This window comes from Saccharothrix sp. NRRL B-16314 (assembly GCF_000716595.1).
Classification (GTDB): Bacteria; Actinomycetota; Actinomycetes; order Mycobacteriales; family Pseudonocardiaceae; genus Actinosynnema.
In genome coordinates, this window is sequence record NZ_JNXC01000013.1 from 78,720 (window position 1) to 105,108 (window position 26,389).

At 69.6% G+C, this 26,389-nt stretch carries 29 protein-coding genes; 19 read left to right on the forward strand and 10 right to left on the reverse strand.

The window, feature by feature from the left end; translation table 11 throughout:
• Positions 1–10: 10 nt before the first annotated feature.
• Positions 11–1,168, reverse strand: coding sequence for a glycogen synthase (gene glgA, locus OQ02_RS20410; protein ID WP_033440172.1), 1,158 nt, complete (start codon positions 1,166–1,168; stop codon positions 11–13).
• A 103-nt stretch (positions 1,169–1,271) separates the two neighbouring features.
• Between glgA and glgC the strand changes: the two genes are divergently transcribed.
• Positions 1,272–2,486, forward strand: a complete 1,215-nt coding sequence (glgC, locus tag OQ02_RS20415) for a glucose-1-phosphate adenylyltransferase (protein ID WP_033440099.1) — start codon at positions 1,272–1,274, stop codon at positions 2,484–2,486.
• A gap of 335 nt (positions 2,487–2,821) precedes the next feature.
• Here glgC and OQ02_RS20420 read toward each other — a convergent pair whose 3' ends face one another.
• Positions 2,822–3,448, reverse strand: coding sequence for an O-methyltransferase (locus tag OQ02_RS20420; RefSeq protein WP_033440100.1), 627 nt, complete (start codon positions 3,446–3,448; stop codon positions 2,822–2,824).
• Between the two features lie 217 nt (positions 3,449–3,665).
• Here OQ02_RS20420 and sigE point away from each other — a divergent pair, with 217 nt between their 5' ends.
• From sigE to OQ02_RS20460, 8 genes are all read left to right on the forward strand, one after another.
• Positions 3,666–4,241, forward strand: coding sequence for an RNA polymerase sigma factor SigE (gene sigE, locus OQ02_RS20425; RefSeq protein WP_033440101.1), 576 nt, complete (start codon positions 3,666–3,668; stop codon positions 4,239–4,241).
• The gene (locus OQ02_RS20430; RefSeq protein ID WP_051772572.1) at positions 4,238–4,846 is read left to right on the forward strand and encodes an anti-sigma factor; all 609 of its coding nucleotides are present in this window, start codon (positions 4,238–4,240) and stop codon (positions 4,844–4,846) included. Before sigE ends, OQ02_RS20430 begins: the two co-directional genes overlap by 4 nt.
• Before the next feature lie 308 nt (positions 4,847–5,154).
• The gene (locus tag OQ02_RS20435) at positions 5,155–6,681 is read left to right on the forward strand and encodes a S1C family serine protease (protein WP_033440102.1); all 1,527 of its coding nucleotides are present in this window, start codon (positions 5,155–5,157) and stop codon (positions 6,679–6,681) included.
• A 48-nt stretch (positions 6,682–6,729) separates the two neighbouring features.
• Positions 6,730–7,104 carry a Sec-independent protein translocase protein TatB gene (gene tatB, locus OQ02_RS20440; protein WP_033440103.1) on the forward strand — a complete coding sequence of 125 codons (375 nt, stop codon included), beginning with the start codon at positions 6,730–6,732 and terminating at the stop codon, positions 7,102–7,104.
• Between the two features lie 117 nt (positions 7,105–7,221).
• On the forward strand, positions 7,222–7,656 hold the full coding sequence (locus tag OQ02_RS20445; protein WP_033440104.1) for an SRPBCC domain-containing protein: 435 nt from the start codon (positions 7,222–7,224) through the stop codon (positions 7,654–7,656).
• Complete coding sequence (locus OQ02_RS20450) at positions 7,646–8,032, forward strand: ArsR/SmtB family transcription factor (protein WP_033440105.1); 387 nt, start codon at positions 7,646–7,648, stop codon at positions 8,030–8,032. The genes OQ02_RS20445 and OQ02_RS20450 overlap by 11 nt, the downstream gene beginning before the upstream one ends.
• Positions 8,025–8,828 carry a DUF899 domain-containing protein gene (locus OQ02_RS20455; RefSeq protein WP_442973662.1) on the forward strand — a complete coding sequence of 268 codons (804 nt, stop codon included), beginning with the start codon at positions 8,025–8,027 and terminating at the stop codon, positions 8,826–8,828. Before OQ02_RS20450 ends, OQ02_RS20455 begins: the two co-directional genes overlap by 8 nt.
• Positions 8,829–9,050: 222 nt before the next feature.
• Complete coding sequence (locus OQ02_RS20460; protein WP_033440106.1) at positions 9,051–9,578, forward strand: EF-hand domain-containing protein; 528 nt, start codon at positions 9,051–9,053, stop codon at positions 9,576–9,578.
• A gap of 209 nt (positions 9,579–9,787) precedes the next feature.
• On the opposite strand, the gene OQ02_RS20465 is transcribed toward OQ02_RS20460, so the two are convergent.
• A complete protein-coding gene (locus tag OQ02_RS20465; protein WP_033440107.1) occupies positions 9,788–10,921 on the reverse strand; it encodes a P-loop NTPase in 1,134 nt (377 codons plus the stop codon).
• A 133-nt stretch (positions 10,922–11,054) separates the two neighbouring features.
• Between OQ02_RS20465 and OQ02_RS20470 the strand changes: the two genes are divergently transcribed.
• Positions 11,055–11,516 (forward strand): MarR family transcriptional regulator, encoded by a 462-nt coding sequence (locus OQ02_RS20470; protein ID WP_033440108.1) that lies wholly within the window; start codon positions 11,055–11,057, stop codon positions 11,514–11,516.
• A gap of 78 nt (positions 11,517–11,594) precedes the next feature.
• Here OQ02_RS20470 and OQ02_RS20475 read toward each other — a convergent pair whose 3' ends face one another.
• Genes OQ02_RS20475 through OQ02_RS41110 form a run of 4 tightly spaced genes read right to left on the reverse strand, consistent with a single transcriptional unit; the run spans position 11,595 to position 14,626 of the window.
• Positions 11,595–12,134, reverse strand: a complete 540-nt coding sequence (locus OQ02_RS20475; protein WP_033440109.1) for a DUF1003 domain-containing protein — start codon at positions 12,132–12,134, stop codon at positions 11,595–11,597.
• On the reverse strand, positions 12,127–13,380 hold the full coding sequence (locus OQ02_RS20480; RefSeq protein WP_033440110.1) for a magnesium transporter MgtE N-terminal domain-containing protein: 1,254 nt from the start codon (positions 13,378–13,380) through the stop codon (positions 12,127–12,129). Before OQ02_RS20480 ends, OQ02_RS20475 begins: the two co-directional genes overlap by 8 nt.
• A 56-nt stretch (positions 13,381–13,436) precedes the next feature.
• The gene (locus tag OQ02_RS20485) at positions 13,437–14,294 is read right to left on the reverse strand and encodes an aminoglycoside phosphotransferase family protein (protein WP_033440111.1); all 858 of its coding nucleotides are present in this window, start codon (positions 14,292–14,294) and stop codon (positions 13,437–13,439) included.
• The gene (locus OQ02_RS41110; protein ID WP_231500130.1) at positions 14,291–14,626 is read right to left on the reverse strand and encodes a hypothetical protein; all 336 of its coding nucleotides are present in this window, start codon (positions 14,624–14,626) and stop codon (positions 14,291–14,293) included. Before OQ02_RS41110 ends, OQ02_RS20485 begins: the two co-directional genes overlap by 4 nt.
• A 114-nt stretch (positions 14,627–14,740) precedes the next feature.
• Between OQ02_RS41110 and OQ02_RS20495 the strand changes: the two genes are divergently transcribed.
• Positions 14,741–15,700 (forward strand): HpcH/HpaI aldolase/citrate lyase family protein, encoded by a 960-nt coding sequence (locus OQ02_RS20495; protein ID WP_033440112.1) that lies wholly within the window; start codon positions 14,741–14,743, stop codon positions 15,698–15,700.
• Between the two features lie 128 nt (positions 15,701–15,828).
• Here OQ02_RS20495 and OQ02_RS20500 read toward each other — a convergent pair whose 3' ends face one another.
• Entirely contained in the window at positions 15,829–17,046 is a 1,218-nt protein-coding gene (locus OQ02_RS20500) for a DNA sulfur modification protein DndB (protein WP_033440176.1), read from the reverse strand.
• Between the two features lie 434 nt (positions 17,047–17,480).
• On the opposite strand from OQ02_RS20500, the gene OQ02_RS43895 reads away from it, so the two are divergent.
• Entirely contained in the window at positions 17,481–17,642 is a 162-nt protein-coding gene (locus tag OQ02_RS43895) for a hypothetical protein (protein ID WP_156077169.1), read from the forward strand.
• A 9-nt stretch (positions 17,643–17,651) separates the two neighbouring features.
• Here OQ02_RS43895 and OQ02_RS20510 read toward each other — a convergent pair whose 3' ends face one another.
• Complete coding sequence (locus OQ02_RS20510; RefSeq protein ID WP_051772574.1) at positions 17,652–17,945, reverse strand: DUF4190 domain-containing protein; 294 nt, start codon at positions 17,943–17,945, stop codon at positions 17,652–17,654.
• 144 nt (positions 17,946–18,089) lie between these two features.
• Between OQ02_RS20510 and OQ02_RS20515 the strand changes: the two genes are divergently transcribed.
• From OQ02_RS20515 to OQ02_RS20545, 7 genes are all read left to right on the forward strand, one after another.
• A complete protein-coding gene (locus OQ02_RS20515) occupies positions 18,090–19,286 on the forward strand; it encodes an acyl-CoA dehydrogenase family protein (protein WP_033440114.1) in 1,197 nt (398 codons plus the stop codon).
• Between the two features lie 323 nt (positions 19,287–19,609).
• Positions 19,610–20,137 carry a general stress protein gene (locus OQ02_RS20520; protein WP_033440178.1) on the forward strand — a complete coding sequence of 176 codons (528 nt, stop codon included), beginning with the start codon at positions 19,610–19,612 and terminating at the stop codon, positions 20,135–20,137.
• Positions 20,138–20,311: 174 nt separating this feature from the next.
• Positions 20,312–21,559, forward strand: coding sequence for an ABC transporter substrate-binding protein (locus OQ02_RS20525; protein WP_033440115.1), 1,248 nt, complete (start codon positions 20,312–20,314; stop codon positions 21,557–21,559).
• A gap of 68 nt (positions 21,560–21,627) precedes the next feature.
• Complete coding sequence (locus tag OQ02_RS20530) at positions 21,628–22,536, forward strand: carbohydrate ABC transporter permease (protein WP_231500136.1); 909 nt, start codon at positions 21,628–21,630, stop codon at positions 22,534–22,536.
• Positions 22,536–23,381 carry a carbohydrate ABC transporter permease gene (locus tag OQ02_RS20535; protein ID WP_033440117.1) on the forward strand — a complete coding sequence of 282 codons (846 nt, stop codon included), beginning with the start codon at positions 22,536–22,538 and terminating at the stop codon, positions 23,379–23,381. The genes OQ02_RS20530 and OQ02_RS20535 overlap by 1 nt, the downstream gene beginning before the upstream one ends.
• Positions 23,382–23,385: 4 nt before the next feature.
• Entirely contained in the window at positions 23,386–24,567 is a 1,182-nt protein-coding gene (locus OQ02_RS20540) for an ABC transporter ATP-binding protein (protein ID WP_033440118.1), read from the forward strand.
• A 257-nt stretch (positions 24,568–24,824) separates the two neighbouring features.
• Positions 24,825–25,712 carry an SDR family NAD(P)-dependent oxidoreductase gene (locus tag OQ02_RS20545; RefSeq protein ID WP_033440119.1) on the forward strand — a complete coding sequence of 296 codons (888 nt, stop codon included), beginning with the start codon at positions 24,825–24,827 and terminating at the stop codon, positions 25,710–25,712.
• A gap of 37 nt (positions 25,713–25,749) precedes the next feature.
• On the opposite strand, the gene OQ02_RS20550 is transcribed toward OQ02_RS20545, so the two are convergent.
• Positions 25,750–26,307, reverse strand: a complete 558-nt coding sequence (locus OQ02_RS20550; protein WP_033440120.1) for a sugar O-acetyltransferase — start codon at positions 26,305–26,307, stop codon at positions 25,750–25,752.
• Between the last annotated feature and the right edge of the window lie 82 nt (positions 26,308–26,389).

Consider the following 26,389-nt stretch of genomic DNA (forward strand, 5'->3'; position numbering starts at 1 on the left):
CAGCGCCGGGTCACTGTCCCAGTGCAGCGCGGTACACGGCCACGGTCTGCTCGGCCACCGTCGCCCACGAGAACTCCTCGACCGCCCGCTGCCGCCCGGCCGCGCCGAACGCCGCCGCACGCTCCGGGGAGCCCAGCACCTCGTTCACGGCATCGGCCAACGCGACCCGGTACGCCTCCACGTCCTGCTCGTCGTAGTGCACCAGCAGCCCGGTCCGCCCGTGGTCCACGACCTCCGGGATGCCGCCGACGTCGGACGCCACCACGGCCGTCCCGCACGCCATGGCCTCCAGGTTCACGATCCCCAGCGGCTCGTACACCGAAGGGCACACGAACACCGTCGACCGGCTCAGGATCTGCCGCACCTCGGCCGGCTGGAGCATCTCCCGGATCCAGAACACGCCCGGCCGCGCCGCCGCCAGCTCCGCCACCGCGAGCCGCGTCTCCTCCGCGATCTCCGGCGTGTCCGGCGCGCCCGCGCACAGCACGATCTGCGCGTCCGGCGAGATCCGGTGCGCGGCGGCGACCAGGTGCCCGACGCCCTTCTGCCTGGTGATCCGCCCCACGAACGTCACGATCGGCCGGTCCGGGTCGATCCCGTGCCGCAGCAGCGCGTCGGTCTCGGACACCGGGTGGTAGGCCGTCGTGTCGATCCCGTTCCGCACCACGTGCACCCGCGCCGGGTCCAGCGCCGGGTAGCAGTCCAGCACGTCGGCCCGCATCCCCTGGCTCACCGCGATCACCGCGTCGGCCGCCTCGTACGCGGTCCGCTCCACCCACGACGAGATCCGGTAGCCGCCGCCCAGCTGCTCGGCCTTCCACGGACGGCGCGGCTCCAGCGAGTGCGCGGTCACCACGTGCGGGATGCCGTGCAGCAGTTTGGCCAGGTGACCGGCCATGTTGGCGTACCAGGTGTGCGAGTGCGCGAGCTGCACCCCACCCAGCGCGGCGGCCATCTCCAGGTCGACCGACAGGGTCGCCAGCGCGGCGTTCGCCTGTTCCAGCCCGTGCGCCGGGTTGTGCGCCGTGGCGTCCGCGCGCGGTCCGCCGAACGCGTGCACGTCCACGTCGACCAGTTCGCGCAGTCTCGGCACCAGGAAACCGACGTGCACGCCCGCCCCGCCGTAGACCTCCGGCGGGTACTCCCTTGTCAGCAGTCCAATTCGCACGCCGCTCACCGTAACCCCGGCGCGGGGGCAGCCGGGTGAACGCGGGAAGTTCGTCTTACTTCGCCGTTGGTGGGCCGGTGCTCACCCGGTTAGGGTCGCTGCTGTGAAAGGGCAACCGCATGTTCTAGGAATTGTCCTCGCCGGTGGCGAAGGCAAACGGTTGTGGCCGTTGACCGCCGACCGGGCAAAGCCGGCGGTGCCCTTCGGCGGTAACTACCGGTTGGTGGACTTCGTGCTGTCCAACCTGGTGAACGCGGGTTTCGTGAAGCTCTGCGTGCTCACCCAGTACAAATCCCATTCCCTGGACCGGCACATCTCGACCACGTGGCGGCTGTCCAATGTGCTCGGCCAGTACGTCACGCCGGTGCCGGCGCAGCAGCGGCTCGGGCCGCGCTGGTACACCGGCAGCGCGGACGCGATCTTCCAGTCGCTGAACCTCGTCAACGACGAGCGGCCGGAGCACGTGATCGTCTTCGGCGCCGACCACGTCTACCGGATGGACCCGGGCCAGATGGTGGACCAGCACGTCCGGACCGGCGCGGGCGTCACCGTCGCGGGCATCCGGGTGCCGCGGGCGGAGGCCAAGGCGTTCGGGTGCATCGACTCCGACGAGTCCGGGCTGATCACCCGGTTCCTGGAGAAGCCGTCGGACCCGCCGCACGTGCCGGGTGACCCGGACGTCACGTTCGCGTCGATGGGCAACTACGTGTTCACCACGGAGGCGCTGCTGGAGGCGTTGCGGGCGGACGCGGCCAATCCCGACTCGGACCACGACATGGGCGGCGACATCATCCCGATGCTCGTCGACCAGGAGCGCGCGCACGTCTACGACTTCGCCGACAACCAGGTGCCGGGGGAGACCGACCGGGACCGCGGCTACTGGCGCGACGTGGGGACGATCGACGCGTACTACGAGGCGCACATGGACCTGGTGTCGGTGCAGCCGGTGTTCAACCTCTACAACCAGGCGTGGCCGATCCGGACGGCGACCCCGCCGCTGCCGCCGGCGAAGTTCATCGCGGGCGGTAGCGCGGAGGACTCGATGGTGGGGCCGGGGTCGATCATCTCCGGCACGATCCACGGGTCGGTGATCAGCTCGGACGTGGTGGTGGAGTCCGGGTCGGTGGTGCAGGGGAGCGTGCTGCTGCCGGGTGTGCGGATCGGGCGCGGCGCGGTGGTGCGGCGGGCGATCCTGGACAAGAACGTGGTGGTGCCCGACGGTGCGCTGATCGGGGTGGACCCGGCGACGGACCGGCAGCGCTACACCGTGTCGACCGGGGGCGTGACCGTGCTCGGGAAGGGCGTCACGGCGCACTGAGCGGCACTGGGTCGCGCTGGGTGCCCTGACACCGTCCTGACCGGCACCGCGTGGGGGTGACCTGCGCTGGGTGCCCTGACTGGCACCGGGTGGCCCTGACTGGCACCGGGTGGCCCTGACTGGCACCGGGTGGCGGTGACCTGCGCTGCTGGCGTGGGCGTGGGGCCGCGCGCCTGCGGGGTCGGAGGTCGGGGCTTCTGCGGTGGGTTTCTGGCGGTCGGCGCGGGGTCGGAACCGGAATCCCGGTCCGGGCGTGTCGGCCGACCGGAACGGCCGGACTCGGGAACGACCCGAGCCGCAGGACAGCAGAGCCGGACCTGGTCGGACCCGGGCGGTCAGCCGATCTTCGCGGCCACGAGCAGGCCGTCACCCAGGGGCAGGATCACGGGCACCAGCCGGTCGTCGTCCCGCACCGCCCGCGCCACCTCACGCATCGCCACCGTGTCCGGGTCCCGGTGCGCCGGGTCGACCACCCGCCCGTGCCACAGCACGTTGTCGAACGCGAGCACCCCGCCCGGACGCAGCAGCCGCACGCTCTCCTCCAGGTACTTCGGGTACTCGGACTTGGCCGCGTCCACGAACACCAGGTCGTACGCGCCGTCGGTCAACCGGGGCAGCACCTCCAGCGCCCGGCCCATGATCAGCCGGGTGCGCGACACCGCGATCCCCGCCTCCGCGAACGCCAGCCGCGCCACCCGCTGGTGCTCCGGCTCCACGTCGATGGAGGTCAGCACCCCGACCGCGGGCATGCCGCTGAGCAGGTACAACGCGCCGACACCGGCACCGGTGCCGATCTCGACCACGGCCTTGGCCTGCAACGCCGCGGCGAGGAACCGCAACGCCGCCCCGCCGCCGGACCCGATCGGCACGCACCCCAACTCGACGCCACGAGCCCTGGCGGCCGTGACCACGGCGTCCTCGGGCAGGTAGCGCTCCACGTACTCGCGCGTCGGCGCATCCACAGCACGAAGGCTAACGCCGCCGGCGGCAATTCGGGTGAATCTCGCGGACGACCGGGATTCTCAGGCTGCTCTCAGCCGACTCTCACGATGGTTATAAGAGAACCCGTCAGGCTGGGGCCATCGCAGGACCAGCAGGACAGCGGGAACACACCGGCCCGGCCGGACGTTGAACCCGTGCAGCAGGGCAGCCAGCCCAGTGGAGGTGCTTAACCGCCCGATGCCAAAGCAGCCGACCGTCGCACCGACCGCGCCCATCGACGACGTGGAGTGGATCCCGCCCTCGTGGGATGAAGTCGTGCGCGAACACGCCGACCGGGTGTACCGGCTGGCCTACCGCCTCACCGGCAACCAGCACGACGCCGAGGACCTCACCCAGGAGACGTTCATCCGGGTGTTCCGGTCCCTCGCGTCGTACAAGCCCGGCACGTTCGAGGGCTGGCTGCACCGCATCACCACGAACCTGTTCCTCGACATGGCCCGCCGCCGCTCCCGCGTGCGCATGGAGGCCCTGCCGGACGAGACCGACCGCATCCCGGGTGACGACCCGACCCCGGAGGAGGTCTACGACGACACGCACCTCGACCCGGAGCTCCAGGCCGCGCTCGACGAGCTGCCGCCCGAGTTCCGCGCCGCCGTGGTGCTGTGTGACGTGGAAGGTCTCTCCTACGAGGAGATCGGCGCCACTCTCGGCGTCAAACTCGGTACCGTGAGGAGCAGGATCCACCGGGGCCGCCAGGCCCTGCGGGTCGCACTCGAACGCCGTCGGGGTCTCGTCCGGGAGGACTCTGCATGACCGACCTGCGAGGTTGGCAACTGCCCGAGCAGCACCTGCTGCCCGACGCGGTCGTCGCCTTCGTCGACGGCGAGCTGTCCGCCTCGGCGCACTCACGGGCGTCCGCGCACCTCGCGCGCTGCCCGTTCTGCGCCGCCGAGGCGTACTCGCAGCAGCAGGCCCGTTCCGCGGTGCGCGCCGCCGACGCGCCGTGCGCCCCCGCCGGCCTGCTGGCCAGGCTGGGCGCGATCCCGCAGGAAGTGGAGCTGCCCAGCGCGCCGGACGGCCTCGCGGTCACGGAGGACGGCCAGCTGGTCACCGTGCAGCGGCCTGACCGGGTCCCGTTCGGAGGCGGTCCCGTGTTGGGGCAAAGCCGCCCTTTCGGAACGGGCGGCGGAAGCCGCTTCGGAGGTAGGCGGGCCCGCCAGGGTGCGGGTGTCGTCGTCTCCGGCCTCATGCTCGGCGCCCTCGCCCTCGTCGCACCCGGCAGCGAGGACACCACGCCGCCGCCCGCGCAGGGCAACACCACGCCGCCGACGCCGGCCGTCGCGCCGTCGCTGGCGGGCACCAGCCACGAGCAGATGGGCGTGCTGCGGCCCGTGGCGGACACCGGCCTCGGCCGCTGACCCGAGCCGGCCGCCTCGAGCCGGCCGCCTCGAACCGGCCGACCGGACCCGAACCGGCTGACCCGAACCGGCTGACCCGAACCGGCTGACCCGAACCGGCTGACCCGAACCGGCTGACCCGAACCGGCCGACCGGACCCGGGCCAGCCGACCCGACCCGAGCGGCCTGCCGACCTGAACCGACTGGCTTGAACCGACTGGCCCGAACCGGCTGGTGAACCGGTCGACCAAGCCCGCTGACGGCGACTTCACCGGTCACCATGCACGATTGACCCCGGACAACCATGGCGTGACGACGTGCGGGGAGCGATGAGCGAGCCAGAGCAGGGCAACGGGGTCCCCCGGTCGGGCGTTGACGACGGGGCGCACCGCAGGCTCGCACCCCGCCCGCTCAACCGCCCACCGGTCGACTCCGGCCAAGCGGCCGTGTTCGGCCGGCCGCAGGGCGTCCCGGGCGCGTTCTCCGCCGACCGGCCGAGCCCCAACGGCAACGGCGCCGTCCGGTTCGCCCCACCGCCGCCGGAAGCGCTGTCCACGGCCTTCGGTCGCCCCCAGGGCGACGCGGGCACCCGCTTGCAGCGCCCGCCGATCGACCTGGACGGCGAGCCCGAGGTCGAGCCAGTCTTCTGGGAGGGCAAACCGGCAGGTGACGCGTGGCGCGATCCCGGTGCGTCGGCCGTCATCGGCCCGCCCGCGGTCACCGAGCAGCCCGACACCGGACCCAAGACCGCGTTGCCGGCCGGTCCGCAGCTCAGCATCCCCGAACTCCTCTTCGGTCGACGCGTCAAGCCGATGGCCCTGGTCCTGCTGATGGTGGCCGCGCTGCTGATCGGCGCGGGCGGCGGCGTGGTCGGCTGGCTGCTGGGCCGCGTCGGCAACCCGCTCACCGACGGCGGCGTCACGCTCGCCGAGGTCAAGCCGGGCAAGGAGCGCCCGGTCGGGTCGGTCGCCGACATCGCCCAGCGGGTCACGCCCAGCGTCGTGTCGATCGAGTTCAAGGGCTCGAACGTGGCCGGCGTCGGCTCCGGCGTGGTGATCGACGGCGAAGGCTACGTGCTGACCAACGACCACGTCGTCGCGCCGGCCGTGCAGGACACGTCCGCGAAGCTGACCGTCGTCTTCACCGACGGCAAGCGGGCCGTGGCGCAGGTCGTCGGCCGCGACTCGAAGACCGACCTCGCGGTGATCAAGGTCGAGGTGGACAACCCGACCGTGCTCCAGTTCGGCGACTCGGACGCGTTGGCCGTCGGCGACACCGTGCTGGCCATCGGCTCGCCGCTGTCCCTGTCGAACACGGTGACCGAGGGCATCGTCAGCGCCCTGCACCGCCCCGTGACGGCGGCGGGCGACAACGGCGGACCGCAGATCACCTACGACGCGATCCAGACCGACGCGGCCATCAACCCCGGCAACTCGGGCGGCGCGCTGGTCGACTCGTCGGGCGCGCTGGTGGGCATCAACTCGTCGATCCGGACCGAGACCGGCGGTTCCGTCGGCCTCGGCTTCGCCATCTCCGGCAACTACGCGCGCAAGGTGTCGCAGGCCCTCATCCGCGACGGCCAGGTGAAGCACGCGGACATGAACATCAACGTGCGGTCGGCGTCGGCGGAGACGGCGGAGGGCGCGCAGGTGCAGAACGTCCCGGAGGGCGGCGCGGCCGACGCGGCGGGCATCGAGGAGGGCGACGTGATCACCCGCGTCGGCGACCGGATGGTGCGCAACGCCGCGGAGTTGACCGTCGCGGTAAGGGACCATGAAATCGGCGAGACGGTGCCGGTCGTGCTGGCCAGGCAGGGTCGGGAGCTGACCGTGCAGGTCACCCTGAGGTCAGACTGACGGCTACGCTGGCAGTCAGGGCCAGGGCGCGGAAGGCGGGGCACGCGGGTGTTCGACAGCATCGGTTGGGTTGAGATCCTCCTCATCATCGTCGCGGGCCTGTTCATCCTCGGCCCGGAACGGCTGCCGACGGCGGCGAGCTGGGTCGGCAAGACCGTCCGCCAGGTCCGCGACTACGCGACCGGTGCGCGCGAGCAGCTGAAGCAGGAGATGGGGCCGGAGTTCGAGCAGCTGCGCAAGCCGCTGGAGGACCTGCGGGAGCTGCGCAACTTCGACCCGAAGCGCGCCATCACCAAGCACCTGTGGGACGACGACTCGTCCGACAAGCCGAACGGCCACCCGGTCACGCCCCAACCCGCCGTGGACCGCGAGCGCCCGTTGCAGCAGGGCGAGCGCCCGCCGTTCGACCCGGACGCCACCTGACCCGGACGCCACCTCACGCGGAGCCACTTCCTCGCGCGGACAAGCACTCCTGTTGACGCAACCCACCGGTTTCCATAATATGGCAACTAACCGGTTGCTACTTGGTGGAGGCTTGGCATGGGTTTTCCTGACCGCATCGAACGGACCGTGGACATCGCACGCCCCCCGCGTGACGTGTGGGCTGCGCTCACCACGGCCGAGGGCCTGGGCACCTGGCTGGGCAACCAGGCGGCGAAGATCGACCTCCGTCCGGGCGGGCTGGCCAACATCGAGTGGAACGACGGCAACACGGCGACGCTGAGGGTCGAACGGGTCGAGGAGCCGACCTCGTTCGCGTTCACGTGGCGCATCCACGGCATGCCCGAGGACGACCTCCGCCGCACCTACGTCGAGTTCACCCTCGAACCGGTCGGCGCGGGCACCCGCCTGAAGGTCGTCGAATCCGGTTTCGCCCAGCTGACCGAGGAGTGCCACGGCAAGGCGTACCAGGCGCACAGCGCCGGGTGGACGCACGAGCTGGGTGAACTCGTCGACTACGTCGATGCCGCCTGACGACACCGAGGCGGTCGCCGAACGGGTCTTCACCGCCCTGGCGGACCCGACCCGGCGCTCCATCCTGGCCGCGCTGGCCGCCGCGGGACCGGCCACCGCTACCGACCTGGCGGTCCGCCTGCCGATCAGCCGGCAGGCGATCGCGAAGCACCTGGCCCTGCTCTCCGACGCCGGCCTGGTCACGGCCGAACAGGGGGAGCGGCGCCGGGTGCGCTACCGGGTGCGCTCCGCGCCCATGCGCGTCGCGCAGCAGTTCCTCGCGTTGCTGGCCCGCGACTGGGACAGCACGCTCGACGCGTTGAAGGACCACCTCGAACGGCATGCCGCCGCACCCGCGGCGGACCGACCCGATGAAACCCGAGGATCTCATGGCTGATCAAGCACCCACCACGATGAAGACGCCCCCGATCGTCACGGCGAAGGAGTGGGAGGAGGCACGTGAACGGTTGCTGGTGAAGGAGAAGGAGCTCACCCGCGCCCGTGACGCGATGGCCGCGCAGCGCCGCCGGATGCCGTGGACGGAGGTGGAGGAGCAGTACGAGTTCGACGGCCCCGAGGGCAAGGTGCGGCTGCTCGACCTCTTCGAGGGCCGCCGCCAGTTGATCGTCTACCGCGCCTTCCTGGAGCCCGGCGTGTTCGGCTGGCCGGACCACGCGTGCCGCGGCTGCTCCATGGTGGCAGACCAGGTCGCCCACCTCTCGCACCTGCACGCCCGCAACACCAGCCTCGCGTTCGCCTCGCGCGCGCCGCAGCCGGACATCCGGCGCGTGAAGGAGCGGATGGGCTGGACGATGCCCTGGTACACGATCACGGACAGCTTCGACGCCGACTTCGGCGTGGACGAGTGGCACGGCACGAACGCCTTCATCCGCGACGGCGACCGCGTGTTCCGCACCTACTTCATCAACGCCCGCGGCGACGAGGCGATGGGCAACACCTGGAGCTACCTCGACATCACCGCGCTCGGGCGGCAGGAGGAGTGGGAAGACTCGCCCGAGGGCTACCCGCAGGAGGCGCCCTACCAGTGGTGGAACTGGAACGACGAGTACAGCGAGGGCGGCGAGGTCGCCCCGGAGTGGTTGGCCAAGGTGGACCTGCCCGGGGCCACGAGCGGGCGGAGCACAACCGAAACCACCGACACCGGGCAGGCGGGCTGCGGCTGTTCGCAATGATCGGTGCCGACGCGGGTCATTCGGGTGGCGTGCGCATTGTCGAATCAACTCCGGCGATGTGAGGCTGCGGCCGAAGGGGTGGTTCCGCGTCATCTGATCGTGGCAGGCACTGGGCACGAGGGCGTCACGGGGATATATGTGAATGCGTAGGTTCGACCGCTGCTCGGCGTCGTCGTCCGGGCCTTCCGTCGATATCGTACGTTCACAACAAGGGGACCCTTGATGTCCAGCCAATATCAGGAACACAAGTTCGCGAAGTTGTTCGAGTACTTCGACACCGATCAGGACGGTGTGATCAACCAGTCCGACCTGGACGCGCTCGCGCAGTCCTGGTGCGTCGAGTTCTCCGTGCCGCCGCGCACCCCGGAGTGGCAGCAGATCACCGACCGGGTCAACGAGCTGTGGCACAAGCTCGTCGAGTACGCCGACGGCGACGACCAGGTGACCAGGGACGAGTGGGTCGCGGCGGCGCTGAACCCGCAGTTCGTGCACGACGTGGCGATCCCGTTCGGGATGGCGGCGTTCGACGTGGGGGACCGTGACCACGACGGCAAGATGAGCGCCGAAGAAGCCGTGGCGGGTCAGATCGCGGGCGGGCACTCGGTGGAGGAGAGCCAACGGTCGTTCGCCGCCATCGACACCGACGGCGACGGATTCATCACCAGGGACGAGTACCGGCGCTCGCTGGAGGAGTTCTACACCAGCGAGGACCCGGAAGCCGCCGGTAACGCGCTGGTCGGCCGGTTCTGATCATTCGGGTCGCCGCGGTCGCACGCGGTTCCTGAATTCCGCAATTCTCGTGTTCCGCGCAGAAACGCATTCACTCGTGCGGTGCCTGCGCGCGCGTCGAACCTGATCGTTCCCGGGGGTGTCCGCACCCCTGGGAACGATCGTGGTCCGATGAGCGGTTTCCGGTAATTCATCCGGAGTGGGAAATGCGCCGGGTGGAACGCTCGGTGTCAGCGTCCGGCGGGGGTGACGTTCAGCAACCGCCCCGCGAGCCCGCGCGACCGGGTCGACAGCTTGCCCGCCACGGCGGTCAGCACCTGGCCGGCGGCCGAGTCGGGGTGCGCCAGCACGATCGGCGTGCCCGAGTCGCCCTGCTCCCGCAGCCGCGGGTCGAGCGGCACCTGGCCGAGCAGCGGCACGTCCGCGCCGACGGCCTGGGTGAGCGAGTCGGCCACGGCCTGCCCGCCACCGGCGCCGAACACGTCCATCCGCGAGCCGTCCGGCAGCTCCAGCCACGACATGTTCTCGATGACGCCGGCCACGCGCTGCCGCGTCTGCAACGCGATGGCGCCGGCGCGCTCGGCGACCTCGGCCGCCGCCTGCTGCGGCGTCGTCACGACCAGGATCTCCGCGTTCGGCACGAGCTGCGCCACCGAGATGGCGATGTCACCGGTGCCCGGCGGAAGGTCGAGCAGCAGCACGTCCAGGTCGCCCCAGAACACGTCGGCCAGGAACTGCTGCAACGCGCGGTGCAGCATCGGGCCGCGCCACACGACCGGCGTGTTGCCCGGCGTGAACATCCCGATGGAGATCAGCTTCACGCCGTGCGACTGCGGCGGCATGATCATCTTCTCGACCTGGGTCGGCTTGGCGTCCGTGCCGAGCATCCGCGGGATCGAGTGGCCGTAGATGTCGGCGTCCACCACACCGACGGACAGGCCGCGCGCGGCCATCGCCACGGCCAGGTTCACCGTCACCGACGACTTGCCGACGCCGCCCTTGCCCGACGCCACGCAGTACACGCGGGTCAGCGAACCGGGCTGCGCGAACGGGATCACCGGCTCCTCGACGCCGCCGCGCAGCGACTTGCGCAGCTCCGTGCGCTGCGCGTCGCTCATCACGTCGAGCTCGACGCGGACAGCGGTCACACCGTCGAGCGCGGACACCGCGGCCGTCACGTCGGCGGTGATCTTGTCGCGCAGCGGGCAGCCGGAGACGGTCAGGAACACCGCCACGTCCACGACCCCGTCGTCACCGACCACGACGCCCTTGACCATGCCGAGGTCGGTGATGGGGCGCCGGATCTCCGGGTCCTGCACACCGGCCAACGCCTTCTGCACGTCGTCAACGGAGGGAAGAGTCACTGGGAACGCCTTCGGGAGATGTGGTGGGACCTCCATGCTACGGAGGGCGGTGCACCTCCAAGCTACCGGTCGGTCACCTCGGTTCAGGGGGCAACGGGAAGTCGTTCGCGTGCTTTCCGTAACATCGGTATCCGTGCCGGAAACCGGATCTACCCGGTTGCCCACCCGTACCGAGCTGGGGGTGTGGCGATCCTTCCTCCGGGCGCACGCGAGGCTCACTCGGATCCTGGAAGCCGAACTGATCGCCGAGCAACGCTTGTCGCTCGCGGCCTACGACGTCCTGGTCCAGCTCGCCGATGCGCCGCTGTACCGACTGCGGATGACCGAGCTGGCGGACGCCGTGCTGCTGTCCCGCTCCGGTGTGACCAGGCTGGTCGACCGCCTCGAACGCGCCGGCCTGGTGCTGCGTGAACGCGCCGACGGCGACGGGCGCGGCGTGGTCGCGGTGCTCACCGCGCAGGGGCTGGACCGGCTGCGCACCGCGTCCGGCACGCACCTCACGGGCGTGGCGCGGCACTTCGCCGAGGCTTTCGACCACAGCGAGCTGGAGTCGTTCGGCCGGACGTGCGACCGGCTCGGCACGGCTGAGCCCTGACCTGAGCCGGCCTGACCAGGCCTGGCCCGACCCTGACCTGACCTGGCCCGACCCTGACCTGACCTGGCCCGACCTGACTCAGGACGAGGGCACGTCCCCCTTCGCCGTGCCCTTCGCCGCGCCCTTGCCGGAGTCCTTGCCTTCTTTCCCAGTGCGCTTCCGGTCGCGGAACACGCGTTCCAGCTCGCTGCGCAGGTAATCGCGGGTCGCCACCTCGCCGACGGCGATCCGCAGCGCGGCCAGCTCACGGGCCAGGTACTCGGTGTCCGCCTTGGTCTGCGCGGCCCGCGCCCGGTCCTCCTCCAGCGACACCCGGTCACGGTCGTCCTGCCGGTTCTGCGCGAGCAGGATCAGCGGCGCGGCGTACGCGGCCTGGGTGGAGAACGCCAGGTTGAGCAGGATGAACGGGTACGGGTCCCAGCGCAGCGCCACCGCGAACAGGTTCAGCGTGATCCACACGATCACCAGCAGCGTCTGCCAGAACAGGAACTTCCCGGTGCCGAGGAACCGGGCCAGCCGCTCGGAGAACCGCCCGAACGCCTCCGGGTCGAGCGACAGCCGGAACCGGCCTTCCGTGCGCGGCTGGTCGAGCCGTCGGCGCGGCAGCAGCTCAGGCATGGGTCAGCCCCGTCTCGCGCCAGCCCGCCGGCAGCAGGTGGTCCAGCACGTCGTCCACGGTGACCGCGCCGAGCAGGTGGTCGCTCTCGTCCACGACCGGCCCGCAGACCAGGTTGTACGCGGCGAAGTAGCGGGTCACGTCGCTCAGCGAGGCGTTCGGCGACAACGTGGCCAGGTCGAGGTCGAGCACGCCCGCGACCAGGCTGGACGGTGGTTCCCGGAGCAGGCGCTGGATGTGCACGCAGCCCAGGTACCGCCCGGTGGGCGTCGCGGTCGGCGCGCGGCACACGAACACCATGCTGGCCAACGCGGGCGTGAGGTCGGGGTTGCGCACGTGCGCCAGCGCCTCGGCCACGGTCGCGTCCGGCGCAAGGACCACGGGCTCCGGCGTCATCAGCCCGCCCGCGGTGTCGTAGCTGTACTCCAGCAGCCGCCGGACCGGCTCGGACTCCTCGGGCTCCATCAGCTCCAGCAGCCGGTCCTTCTCGCCTTCGGGCAGCTCGGACAGCAGGTCGGCGGCGTCGTCCGGGTCCATCGCCTCCAGGATGTCCGCGGCGCGCTCGTCGTCCAGGTAGGTCAGCAAGTCCTTCTGGTCCTCCTCGCCCAACTCCTCGATCACGTCGGCGAGCCGTTCGTCGTCCAGCGCCTCGGCCACCTCGTAGCGGCGCTTGAACGGCAGGCTGTGCAGGGCCAGGGCCACGTCGGCCGCGCGCATCGTCTCGAAGACCGCGACCAGGTGCTGAGCGCCCTGCGGCTGGCCCGCCAACTCGGTCACCGACAGCCCGGTCAGGTCCTCCCAGTGCAGCACCTGCACCGGTCCGCGCCTGGCCAGCCGCCCGGTGCGCTCCCGGACGGCGACCCTGGTCATCCGCCAGTCGCGGGTGCGGGTGGGTTCCATGGCGGCGTCCACCAGCACCGCGGCCCGGCCGTCGGCGAGCGTGACGCGGGCGTCCAGCAGTTCGCCGACCACCAGGACCTCGTTGGTGCGCTGGTGGAACTGGCGCAGGTTGACGGAACCGGTGGCGAGCGTGACCGCGTTCGGTTCGATGGACGTGACCCGCAGCATCGGCACGAAGATCCGCCGGCGGGTGGCCAGTTCCAGCACCAGTCCGAGGACGCGCGGCGGCTGGCGGTCCACGCGCAGGCCGATGACCAGGTCACGGACCTTGCCGATGGACTCGCCGTCGGGCCCGAACACCGGCAGCCCGGCTAGTTGAGCGGCGAAGACCCGGTTCACGGCGACCACGTGATCAGGTTAGTCCGCCGGGCGGCCCGCCGCTGCGTTCCACTGTGGACGGGTGGTCAGGGGTGCAGGGCGCGGGCGATGGCCGCGCACCTCGCGGCCGAGTCGGCCGAGCCCACGTCGAGGCCCCACAGCCAGTTGTCGACCGCGCGGTAGAACGTCCACGCACGGGCGCGCCCGACGTCCAGGCCGGCGATGTCGCACAGCGCGGCGAACCGGTCGCGCAGGCCGCGTTCGCCGTCCAGCTCGCCGAACCTGTTCCACAGCAACGGGATCACGCCGAACTCGGGGTCGCCGGCGAGCGGTTTCGGGTCGATCATCACCCACGGCTCGCGGTCGCCGCGCAGCACGTTCTCGTAGTGCAGGTCCTCGTTGACGAGCGTGTCGGCGGCGGTTCCGGCGAGCGAACGGCCCAAGTCCAGGGCCAGTCGGACGAACGCGTCGGGCACCGTTCCGCCCAGTGCGGCGTTCTCCTCGACCAGGTCGCCCGGGACGTGCCGGCGGAACTCCGGGCCGGCCGGGACGCCCAGTCGGCGGAGCAACCCGCCGGTGACGGCCAGCGCCTCCTCGATCGGCGCGTGGTTCAGCGTGCGGGTGTGGTCGAGGCGTTCGAGGAGGAGCGCGCCGTGCTCGTCGTCGTGGTCCAGCAGGTCCACCACGCCCTTGCCGCGCCACTTCGCCAGTGCCAGGGGTTCCTGCCGGGTCTCGGTGTCCAGCCAGGTGAGCTTGAGCGCGGCCGGGTGGCCGTCGGCGCGGCGGACCGGGAGGACGACGGCGACGTGGCCGTTGAGCAGGGGGCCGTCCGGGGTGAGGGACCAGCGGGCGCAGAACTTCGTGGCCAGGGAGGGCAGCGTGGTGCGCCAGGCCAGCGCGCCCTCGCCGAGGGTGAGCGCGAAGTCGTCGGGGACGGTGATCACGCGAACTCCAGGCGGTAGACCGAGTCCCACACCGGTCGGGTGTTGAGCCGGGCCGCTTCGAGCGCTTTGGCGGTGTCGTCGTCCGGTTCCGTCAGGCGTGCGGTCGCGGGGGCGTCGACCAGGTGCGAGTGGGTGGTGGGGGAGCGGACGGTCACCGTGCAGGCGACGCCGTCCGCCAGCCCCGGTACCACCTGTTCCGTGCCGCCGACCACCACCAGCGCCGCGCCGTCGCGCCACAGCGCCCACACCAGCCTCGGTTCGTGACCGGACGGCTTGACCCAGATCGCGGCGGCTTTGCGCAGCGCGTTGTCCAGCACCTGCTCGATCTCCACCGGTTCAGCCTGCCACGAGCCTGTGAGCCGGGACTCACGAAATAGCGGGCGGTACGCGTGCGTGCCACCCTTCGCACAACAGGAGTTACCGGCCGGTACGAGGAGGTATTCACAGTGGTCGACCAGCAGCGTCCCCGTCGCTCGTGTCTGGCCGTGCCCGGATCGAGCCAGAAGATGATCGACAAGGCTCGCACGCTGCCCGCGGACCAGGTGTTCCTCGACCTGGAGGACGCGTGCGCGCCGCTGGCCAAGCCGGACGCGCGGAAGACCATCGTGGCGTCGTTGAACGAGGGCGGCTGGGGCTCGCGCGCCAGGGTGGTCCGGGTCAACGACTGGACCACCGAGTGGACGTACCGCGACGTCACCGAGGTCGTGGAGGGCGCGGGGGCGAACCTGGACTGCATCATGCTGCCCAAGGTGCAGACGGCGGAGCAGGTGCACGCGCTGGACCTGCTGCTGACCCAGATCGAGAAGACGATGGGCTACGAGGTCGGCCGGATCGGCATCGAGGCGCAGATCGAGAACGCCCTGGGCCTGATCAACGTCAACGCGATCGCCACCGCGTCACCGCGCGTCGAGACGATCATCTTCGGGCCGGCCGACTTCATGGCGTCGATCAACATGAAGTCGCTGGTCGTGGGCGAGCAGCCGCCGGGCTACGACGTGGGCGACGCGTACCACTACATCCTGATGCAGATCCTGATGGCGGCCCGTGCGCACGACAAGCAGGCGATCGACGGCCCGTACCTGCAGATCCGCGACGTGGACGGGTTCAAGCGGGTGGCGGGTCGGTCGGCGGCCCTCGGCTTCGACGGCAAGTGGGTGCTGCACCCCGGTCAGATCGACGCGGCGAACGAGGTGTTCAGCCCGAAGCAGGAGGACTACGACCACGCCGAGAACATCCTCGACGCGTACGACTACTTCACGTCCGAGGCGGGTGGCAAGCGCGGCGCGGTGATGCTCGGCGACGAGATGATCGACGAGGCGTCCCGCAAGATGGCCCTGGTCATCTCGTCCAAGGGGCGCGCCGCCGGCATGACCCGCACGGACGTGTGGTCGCCGCCGGAGGACTGACTTCCTGCGGCGACCGACGGTGGGCCGGTCGTCGGTGTGGATACCCGAGGTTGGGAATGAAGTACTCGTAGGAAGCACTGCGCGGTGCCGGTCGACCGAAATCACTTTGGTCGACCGGCGCATAGCGTCTAGATGCCGAGCGCCTTCCGGACCTCGCCGGCGGCTGCGTTGACCGGACCCCGTTGGGTCGAAATCTTGTTGTCCGTTGAAATGATGTTGTTTTCCCAGATCTTGGCGTCCCGCCGCCAGTCGATCTTCTGCGCGAGATCGACGTAGCGCGCGAGCCGTACGGCCTCGGACGGTTCTTTTCCGATCTCGTACCCCATGCGGCCGATGATGTTCAACCCGGTCGCGGTCATGTTCACGTACTGGGCACGGAAATCGGGGATCTGATTTGCAACTCCACCGCGCTGCGGCAGGCTGACGATGGTGGACCACGGGTGCATGTTCGCGGTCAAGGTTTCGAGCAGCGCCAGTGCCTCCTGGACGAACTCGTCCTGAGCCTCGGAACTGCCGATACGCTGTGTTGCCTGCCGGGTCAGGCTGTCCTCGCTCATCGCGTAGTCGCCGAATAGAAGCTCCTTGACGAAGCCGCGAACCTGGTTGAGCAGGAAAACGTGCTGTGAGAGCTTCGGGAGCGTCTTGGAGCTTTCGTCGATACGGCCCTCGAACAGCTTGGACCGGGAAGTGATCGCCGCAAGGACCTTGTTGACCGGCTCGCGCGTGTTGTAGACGGCCAACAGGCTAGGCGGAATCTGCTTGGTTTGCGCCGCATCGGCGAAGTCCTGCTGGATGCGTGTGCGATCGGTTTCGATGACGATCAGCACTGCCATCGCATCGTTCTGGAGCTCCGGTACTTCATCCAGGGCTCCGGCCGCGATGGAGCGGCCCGACGGATAGCCGGCGAGCGCGGCGATGCGGTGCTGGCCGTCGGTGACGAAGAAGCGAGTGGCGTCGTGCACCACGAGATAGCCTAGGCGGGTCGGCGCCCCTGGACTGGTCTGAACGTGCAACGATGGGTGCTTGTCCACGTTCAAGGTGACCGGTGGCAAAATGTAGTCATCCTTATTGGTGATGACGTACTCTTTAATGGACTTCGCGTGGTCCGGCATTAACGGGCGGTTCAGGCTGTCCCTGGGGCTGTTGCCCTTGATGGCAGAGTCGGCGACGACCTGTCTCTTGATGAACTGGTTCGGAAACGCGGTCGAAACCATGGTCCTGTCGCCCTGCTTGAAAACCGTGCAGGGAAAGATCCTCCCGCCGACCGCGGCTGCCTCGCGGTGTGCAGCCTCCATGGCTGTAAGGATGTCCGGGTGATCGATGGGGGCGGTGCGCTCGTTTGCCATATAAATCCACCTTGGTTCGCTATCTTCCTCCAGCACTGTAACAGGAGACGTAAAACGTGAACAAAGGCGCGTAAGGTGAGTAATTCTCAACGTAAGACGAGGATTCGTCGGCTACTGCGGCGATGTTCTGAAGTCGCGCGAACGTGACGCAGCCTGGAAGGCTGACGATCCTTCAATGCGGCTGCGTGGACGCATGATCGTCAGCTTCGAGTGAGGCCACGATGTGTGGCCACGCTGCTAATTGCAGCCTCGTGTCTCGTGCTTCCGTTCCGGTCCGTCGTCACGAGTAGTGCCTTGTGTCCATTGTGGAGCGGGCGTCGAGGGTGGCACGCTGTGCCGGTGAGGTCACGGACGGTGGCCTCGCCGGTGAGCATTCACACAAGTCGGGGTCGGGATTGGCGATCATGGGGGGCCGCCTGTGCATGGTGGTCGGCGTGTCCAGACATCGCACCCCGCGCAGGCGGTTGTTCCAGCGCCGCCGCGACGACCTGATCGAGCGCAGCTTCCGGCCGTGCCCCGCCTGCTCGCACGACGTCCACGTCTTCGCCGACGTGTGCCGGCACTGCGGCGGCGAGCTGGAGCTGCGCGCCTCCTGACCGGAGAGGTCAGCGCGGGACCGGCAGATCACCGATCTCCCGGTACAGCCACACCGCCAGCACGACCCACAGCACGAACGCCAGCACCCAGAGCACGGTGAACACCACGCCGACGACCAGACCGGCGGTCGCCAGGCCCCAGCCGTCCTCGCCGGTCTGCCGGATCTGCTTGCGCGCCACGACGCCGAGCACGATCCCCACCGGTGCGCACAGGACCGCGGTGATCAGCGCGGCGATCGCCAGGCTGTTGGTGCGCCTCGGCGGCGGGTAGTAGCCGGGCTGCTGGTAGTACGGCTGCGACATCTCGGTCCCCCTGGCGGTCGATGCGGGCGCACAGGCTAACCCGCTGTTTCGGTTCAGCGGGTGGCGATGAGCACCTTCGTGACGCGAACGCGCGTTAACCGGTCCATACTCGCCGGTAACCCGAGAGCTACGAAGGGAAACGCGATGGCGCGCCTGGCCCGGACCGCAGGACTGACCGACGTCCAGGAGGAGATCCTGTCGACGGTTCGCACCTTCGTGGACAAGGAGATCATCCCGCACGCCCAGGCGCTCGAGCACGGCGACACCTACCCGACCGACATCGTCGAGGGCATGAAGGAGATGGGCCTGTTCGGGCTCACCATCCCCGAGGAGTTCGGCGGGCTCGGCGAGTCCCTGCTGACCTACGCCCTGGTGGTCGAGCAGATCGCGCGCGGCTGGATGTCGGTGTCCGGGGTGATCAACACCCACTTCATCGTGGCGCACATGCTCAAGCAGCACGGCACGCCCGACCAGCAGCGGACGTACCTGCCGCGGATGGCGACCGGCGAGGTGCGCGGCTCGTTCTCCATGTCCGAGCCGGAGTTGGGCTCCGACGTGGCCGCGATCCGGACGCGCGCGACGCGCGACGGCGACGACTTCATCGTCAACGGCCAGAAGATGTGGCTGACCAACGGCGGCACGTCCAACCTCACCGCCGTCCTGGTGAAGACCGACGAGGGCGCGGAGAAGGCGCACCGGAACCTGACCGCGTTGCTGGTGGAGAAGCCCGAGGGCTACGGCGAGGTCGCACCCGGCCTCACCATCCCCGGCAAGATCGACAAGATGGGCTACAAGGGCGTCGACACCACGGAGATGGTGTTCGACGGCTTCCGCATCCCCGCCGAGCAGGTGCTGGGCGGCACTACCGGGAACGGCTTCCGGCACATGATGGACGGTGTCGAGGTCGGCCGGGTGAACGTGGCGGCGCGGGCGTGCGGCATCGCGTTGCGGTCGTTCGAGCTGGCCATCGAGTACGCCCAGCAGCGCAAGACGTTCGGCAAGCCGATCGTCGAGCACCAGGCCATCGCGTTCAAGCTGGCCGAGATGGCGACCAAGGTCGAGGCCGCCCACCTGATGATGGTCAACGCGGCACGGCTGAAGGACTCCGGCGCGCGCAACGACGTCGAGGCGGGCATGGCGAAGCTCATCGCGTCCGAGTACTGCGCCGAGGTGACGCAGGAGGCGTTCCGCATCCACGGCGGCTACGGGTACTCGAAGGAGTACGAGATCGAGCGCCTGATGCGCGAGGCGCCGTTCCTGCTCATCGGCGAGGGCACCAGCGAGATCCAGAAGACCATCATCAGCCGGGGTCTCCTGCGCGACTACCAGTCCCGGGGCTGACCCACCCGCGAAACCGGAGCACGTCGCGGGTCGCCGGAACTGCCCGGTGGCTCGCGACCGCCGGGCCACCGGACTGCCCGGTGGCTCGCGACCGCCGGGTCGCCGAACTGCCTGGTGGCTCGCGACCACCGGGTCGCCGGACTGCCCGGTGGCCCTCGACCGCCGGGTCGCCGCCTGCCGTGACGCGACGGCGTAGCGTTGCGGCGTGGTGCTGCGACAAGCGCCCACATCACGTTCGCGTCAGTTTCCCGCGAACCCGTTTCGCGCTGGTCGCCCGCTGTTGGCAGGATGGGGTGGATCAGCACCGCGAAGAGGTGGTCACCGTGACGAGTTCCTTCTCCGGCCAGAACCGACCCGGGGTGCCGCCCCGCCTGCCCACCCCGCCCACCGGCTGGCCCATCGGCTCGTACAGCACCTACGAGGAAGCGCAGCGCGCGGTCGACTTCCTGGCCGACGGCGACTTCCCCGTCCAGGAGGTCACGATCGTCGGCGTCGACCTCATGCTCGTCGAACGCGTCACCGGCAAGCTCACCTGGGGCCGCGTGCTCGGCACCGGCGCGGCGTCCGGCGCGTGGTTCGGCCTGTTCGTCGGCGTCCTGCTCAGCCTGTTCAACACGAGCCCCGACGCGAGCCTCGGGCCGATCGTCGCGGGCCTCGTCGTCGGCATCGCCTTCGGCCTCATCTTCGCCGCCGTCGGCTACGGCTCGGCGCGCGGCAAGAGGGACTTCCAGAGCGCCAGCCAGCTCGTCGCCGGCCGGTACGACGTGCTGTGCCAGCCCCGCTCGGCCGAGCGTGGCCGTGACCTGCTCGCCCAGCTCGCCCTGCGACCCTCGGACGCCAAGAAAGACTGACGTTTGAACTTCGACACCATCGGGTAAGGCCCTTCCGGGCTCCGGTGGTTGCGGCACCTGATCACCGGGCCTACGTTCGTTCCACCGGATGGCCTAACGGCCGACCGGTGGGGCACGACGAGGTGCCGGGCGCTGCGGTCTGGCTCCTCCGTTGTCGGGAAGGAGGCAGGACCGATGAGGGGCAAGGGTCATCGGTTGGCCGCCGCAGGGGGCGCCGCGCTGATCGCGACGTCCGTGCTGGCGGGCTGTGGTTCGGGTGACGGCGGGATCACCATCAACGTCTACAAGTACCCGCAGGAGAACTTCCAGACCATCGTCGACAACTGCAACGCGTCCGCCGACGGCTACCGGATCGTCTACCACAAGCTGCCGCGCGAGGCGGACGGCCAGCGCGAGCAGATGGTCCGCCGGCTCGCCGCCGAGGACACCGGCATGGACGTGCTGGGGCTCGACGTCACGTGGACCGCGGAGCTGGCCAAGGCCGGCTGGATCAGGGAGTTCACCGGCGCGGCCAAGTCCGAGGTCGAGGAAGGCACCCTCGAGACGCCGCTGGAGACCGCCCGCTACGAGGGCAAGCTGTACGGCGCTCCGGACAACACGAACGTCCAGCTCCTCTGGTACCGCGGCGACCTCGTCCCCACACCGCCGAAGACGTGGGACGAGATGATCGAGATGGCCTCGCGGCTCAAGGAACAGGGCAAGCCTGGCCTGGTCGAGGCGACCGGCAAGCAGTACGAGGGCCTGGTCGTGCTCTACAACACCCTGGTCAACACCGCGGGCGGCCGGATCCTCGACGAGACCGGCACCAAGGCCGTGGTGGACGACGGCGCGGTCAAGGCCCTGGAGGTGCTGAAGAAGTTCGCCACGTCGGACGTGGTCGACCCGTCGTTCTCCAACGCCGCCGAGGACGACGCGCGGCTGGCCATGGAGAGCGGCGAGGCGGCCTTCATGTTGAACTGGCCGTACGTCTACGCCGCCGCGCAGAAGGTCCCCGAACTCGCGCCGAACCTCAAGTGGGCGCCCTACCCGTCGATCGACGGCAGCGAGTCCAAGGTCACCGTCGGCGGCATCAACTTCGCCGTCAGCGCGTTCAGCGAGCACCCGGACCAGTCGTTCGACGCGGTGATGTGCCTGCGCGGCGCGGAGAGCCAGAAGCTCGCCGCCATCAAGGACGGCGTGCCGCCGACCATCGAAGCGGTCTACGACGACCCGGAGATGGCCGAGCCGTACCCGATGAAGGAAGCGATCCTGGAGACGCTGCGCAGCGCGAGCGCCCGCCCGAGCACCCCCGCGTACCAGAACGTCTCGACGGTGATCTCGACGATCCTGTCGCCGCCCGCGGACATCGACCCGCAACGCACGGCGGATCGGCTGCGCACCGAACTGCAGGACGCGCTCGACTCGAAGGGGGTCCTGCCGTGAGCCACGCGCTGAGGCCACCGGCCGAACCCGCCGACGCCGACCCGACCGCCACCGCCGCCGACTCGAAGCTGTCGCCCAAGGCGAAAGCCGCGCTGAGCGAGGGCAAGAAGGCCGAACGCCGACTCGGCCTGCTGCTGTGCGCGCCCGCGATCCTCATCATGGCGGCGGTCGCGGGCTGGCCGATCATCTACTCCGTCTGGCTGTCGCTGCAGCGCTACGACCTGAAGTTCCCGGACCGCACCGAGTTCGTCGGCCTGGAGAACTACGTCACCGTGCTGTCCAACCCGTACTGGTGGAACGCCATGTGGGTGACGGTGCTGATCACGGTGGTGTCCGTCGCGGTCGAACTGGTGCTGGGCATGGCGCTGGCCCTGATCATGCACCGCACGCTGGTCGGCCGGGGCATCGTGCGCACGTCCACGCTGATCCCGTACGGCATCGTCACGGTCGTCGCCGCGTTCTCGTGGCGCTATGCGTGGACGCCCGGCACCGGCTACCTGGCCGAGACGGTCGCGGGCGGCGACCCGGTGCTGACCGAGAAGATCCCGTCGATCATGGTGGTGACGCTCGCCGAGATCTGGAAGACCACGCCGTTCATGGCGCTGCTGCTGATGGCGGGCCTGGCGCTGGTGCCGGACGACCTGCTCAAGGCCGCCGCGATGGACGGCGCCACGGCGTGGCAGCGGTTCACCAAGGTCATGGTGCCGGTGATGAAGCCCGCGATCCTGGTGGCGCTGCTGTTCCGCACGCTCGACGCGTTCCGCATCTTCGACAACCTGTTCGTGCTCACCGCGGGCTCGCAGGGCACGTCGTCGGTGTCGATGCTGACCTACAACAACCTGATCAAAGGCCTGAACCTCGGCATCGGCTCCACCATGTCGGTGCTGATCTTCATCGCGGTGGCGATCATCGCGTTCGTGTTCGTGAAGCTGTTCGGCACCGCCGCTCCCGGCGGCGACGGCGGGGGGAGGCGCTGATGGCCGGCATCGGCGGAGCCGTGACCACGGGCCGCAAGGCGCGCTGGACCGTGCTCAACGTCCTGGTCGTGGTGTACGCGCTGTTCCCCGTGCTGTGGATCGTGTCGCTGTCGTTCAAGACCAAGGAAACCCTGGGCGACGGCAACTTCATCCCGCGCGAGTGGACGTTCGACAACTACAAGACGATCTTCTCCACCACGGAGTTCGTCCGCGCGCTGGTGAACTCGATCGGCATCGCGCTGATCGCCACCGCCGTCGCGGTCGTGTTCGGCACGATGGCCGCCTACGCGATCGCCCGGCTCGACTTCCCCGGCAAGCGCCTGCTCATCGGGGTGTCGCTGCTGATCGCGATGTTCCCGCAGATCTCGCTGGTCTCACCGCTGTTCGAGATCGAGCGCGGGCTCGGCCTGTTCGACACGTGGCCCGGCTTGATCCTGCCCTACATCACGTTCGCGCTGCCGCTGGCGATCTACACGCTGTCGGCGTTCTTCCGCGAGATCCCCTGGGAGCTGGAGAAGGCGGCGAAGATGGACGGCGCGACGCCGGGTCAGGCGTTCCGCCGGGTCATCGCGCCGCTGGCCGCGCCGGGCGTGTTCACCACGGCCATCCTGGTGTTCATCTTCTGCTGGAACGACTTCCTGTTCGCGATCTCGCTGACCTCCACCGAGGCGTCCCGCACGGTGCCGGTCGCGCTGTCGTTCTTCACCGGCAGCTCGCAGTTCGAGGACCCGACCGGGTCGATCGCCGCCGCCGCGGTGGTGATCACCATCCCGATCATCCTCTTCGTGTTGTTCTTCCAGCGTCGGATCGTCGCCGGGTTGACCTCCGGCGCCGTCAAGGGGTGAAGCAATGGCCGAGATCGTTCTGGACAACGTGACCAAGCAGTACCCCGACGGCGCGGTGGCCGTGCGGGACGTGGACATCGAGATCGCCGACGGCGAGTTCATCATCCTGGTCGGCCCGTCCGGCTGCGGGAAGTCCACCACCCTGAACATGATCGCGGGCCTGGAGGACATCACGGCCGGCGAGCTGCGGATCGGCGGCGAGCGGGTCAACGAGCGCGCGCCCAAGGACCGCGACATCGCGATGGTGTTCCAGTCCTACGCGCTGTACCCGCACATGACGGTGAAGGAGAACATGGCCTTCCCGCTGCGGTTGGCCAAAGTGGACGACACGACCGTGGAGAAGAAGGTCCGGGACGCGGCGGAGATCCTGGACCTGACCCAGCACCTGGACCGCAAACCGTCCAACCTGTCCGGTGGGCAGCGGCAGCGGGTGGCGATGGGGCGGGCGATCGTGCGCAGCCCCAAGGCGTTCCTGATGGACGAGCCGCTGTCCAACCTGGACGCGAAGCTGCGCGTGCAGATGCGCACGTCGGTGTCCCGGCTCCAGAAGCAGCTCGGGACGACCACCGTGTACGTGACGCACGACCAGACCGAGGCGATGACGCTGGGCGACCGGGTGGTGGTGATGCGGGGAGGCGCGGTGCAGCAGATCGGCGCGCCGCAGTTCCTCTACGACAACCCGGCCAACCTGTTCGTCGCCGGGTTCATCGGCTCACCCGCGATGAACTTCGTGCCCGCGTCGTTGGAGAACGGCGTGCTGCGGTCGGCGCTCGGCGACGTCCCGCTCACCGACCGGGTGCGGAGTTTGCTGGAGGGTGCCGAAGCTCCCCGTGAAGTGATCATGGGGTTGCGGCCCGAGCACTTCGAAGACGCCCGCCTGGTGGACGACACAGTTCGCTCGAACGGGGTCACCTTCACCAACCAGGTGGACGTGTTGGAGTCGATGGGCTCGGACAAGTTCGCGTACTTCAGCCTTTCCGGTGAACAGGCGACCTCGGCCGAGTTGGCCGAGTTGGCCGCCGACGCGGGCTCGGCCGACGTGCCCGGCGGTGGCGTGTCGCTGGTCGCCCGGATCTCCGCGACGTCGTCCGCCGTGGAGGGCGAACCGGCCGACATCTGGTTCGACGCGGACAAGGTGCAGCTGTTCGACCCGGGCAACGGGCGGAACCTCACATATCGGGGCTGAAAGGGTTGCCGAAGGGCCGTTCACACTCGTCGGGGACGGCCCTTCGTGCTTTCAACGGGGGTTTCGGGGCGTTGCCGACCAGTCGAGCGCATCGGCTCGGACGAACTCCATAGGCCATTCAGCGCAGCAAACGCACACCTCGCCGCAATTGTCCCGCCGATGTCGTCGGCGATCCCCACGCTGGGCGGAGGCGGGAACGACTCCGGCCGTAACGAGCCGGGGCAGGGGAATCCGCCGAGCACAGAGAAGAGCGCGAGATGGGGATTCTTGACGGCAAAGCAGTCGTGATCACCGGGGCGGGGCGAGGTCTCGGTGAGGCCTACGCGATGCACGCCGCGCAGGCGGGAGCGGCGGTCGTGGTCAACGACATCGACGCTGACCTGGCCGAACAGGTCGCCGAGCACATCCGGACGTACGGCGGACGCGCGGTGGCGAGCACGCACACGGTGGCCGATCCGAGCGAGGCCGAGAAGATCGTGGGAATGTGCCTGTCGGAGTTCGGCCGGGTCGACGGCCTGGTCAACAACGCCGGGCTGAACTACGAGACCCTGCCCTGGGAGGACGAACCGGAATCGATCCGACGGGTCGTCGAGGTCAACCTCCTGGGCGTCATGTACACCGGAATGGCGGCGATGCGCGCGATGCGCGAGCAGGGTTCCGGTTCGATCGTGAACATTTCGTCCGGGGCGTTTCTCGGCCAGCGCAAACTCGCCACGTACGCGGCGACGAAGGGCGCGGTGACGTCGCTCAGCTCGTCGTGGGCGCTCGACCTGGAAGGGGAGAACATCCGGGTGAACGCGGTCTGCCCGGTCGCGCACACCCGGATGGTGTGGAAGTCGGAGCGCTCGCTGCGGGCCATCCCCGCCGACCGCACCCCCGGCAAGGTCGCGCCGCTGGTGCTGTTCCTGCTCAGCGACGCGGCGGACGGCATCACGGGCCAGATCGTCCGGTGCAACGGGCGGCAGCTGCACCTGGTCGGCCACCCGTACTTCAAGCAGCCGATCCTGGAGAGCGACACGTGGGACACCGCATCGGTGAAGCGCGCGTTCGACGGCGTCCTCCAGGCCCACCTCGAACCGTTCGGCCTGGAGAAGCGCATGCCGCCGCGCCTGCGTGAACTGGTGGAACCCGGCCAGACGGCCTGACCCCGGTGGGGGAGTGCCGCCCGCCCCGGCACTTCCCCTACAGCTCCCGGATGACGCGGCACGGGTTGCCGGCGGCCAGGACGCGCGGGGGGAGGTCCCGGGTCACCACGCTGCCGGCGCCGACGACGGTGTTCTCGCCGATGGTCACGCCGGCGCAGACGATGACGCCGCCGGCCAGCCACACGTTGTCGCCGATGGTGATCGGCGCGGCGGTCTCCCAGCGCTGCCGGCGCCGCTCGTGGTCCTCGATCGGGTGAAGTGCGGTGAGCAGTTGAGCCCTCGGGCCGATGGAGACGTCGTTCCCGATGGTGATGGGGGCGCAGTCCATCAGGATCGCGTCGTAGTTCAGGAAGCTGTTCGACCCCATGGTGATCAGGTGCCCGTAGTCGCAGACGAACCGGGGCATGGCCCAGGAGCCCTCGCCGATCCCGCCCAGCAGTTCCCGCAGGACCTCCGCGCGGACGTCGTCCTCGTCGGCGGTCGCGGCGTTGAAGCGGTCCAGCAGGCGGCGGCAGTGGAGGCGTTCGGCCACCAGCTCGGGGTCGTCGTCCCGGTAGGGAAGCCCGGCGAGCATGCGCTGCTTGTGATCACCCACGTGTCCCGAGGGTAGCCGGAACGCCTGCTCCGGCGGAGTTTCACCTGATTGCCCGGACCTCGAAGGGCAAAACGGAGCTGAT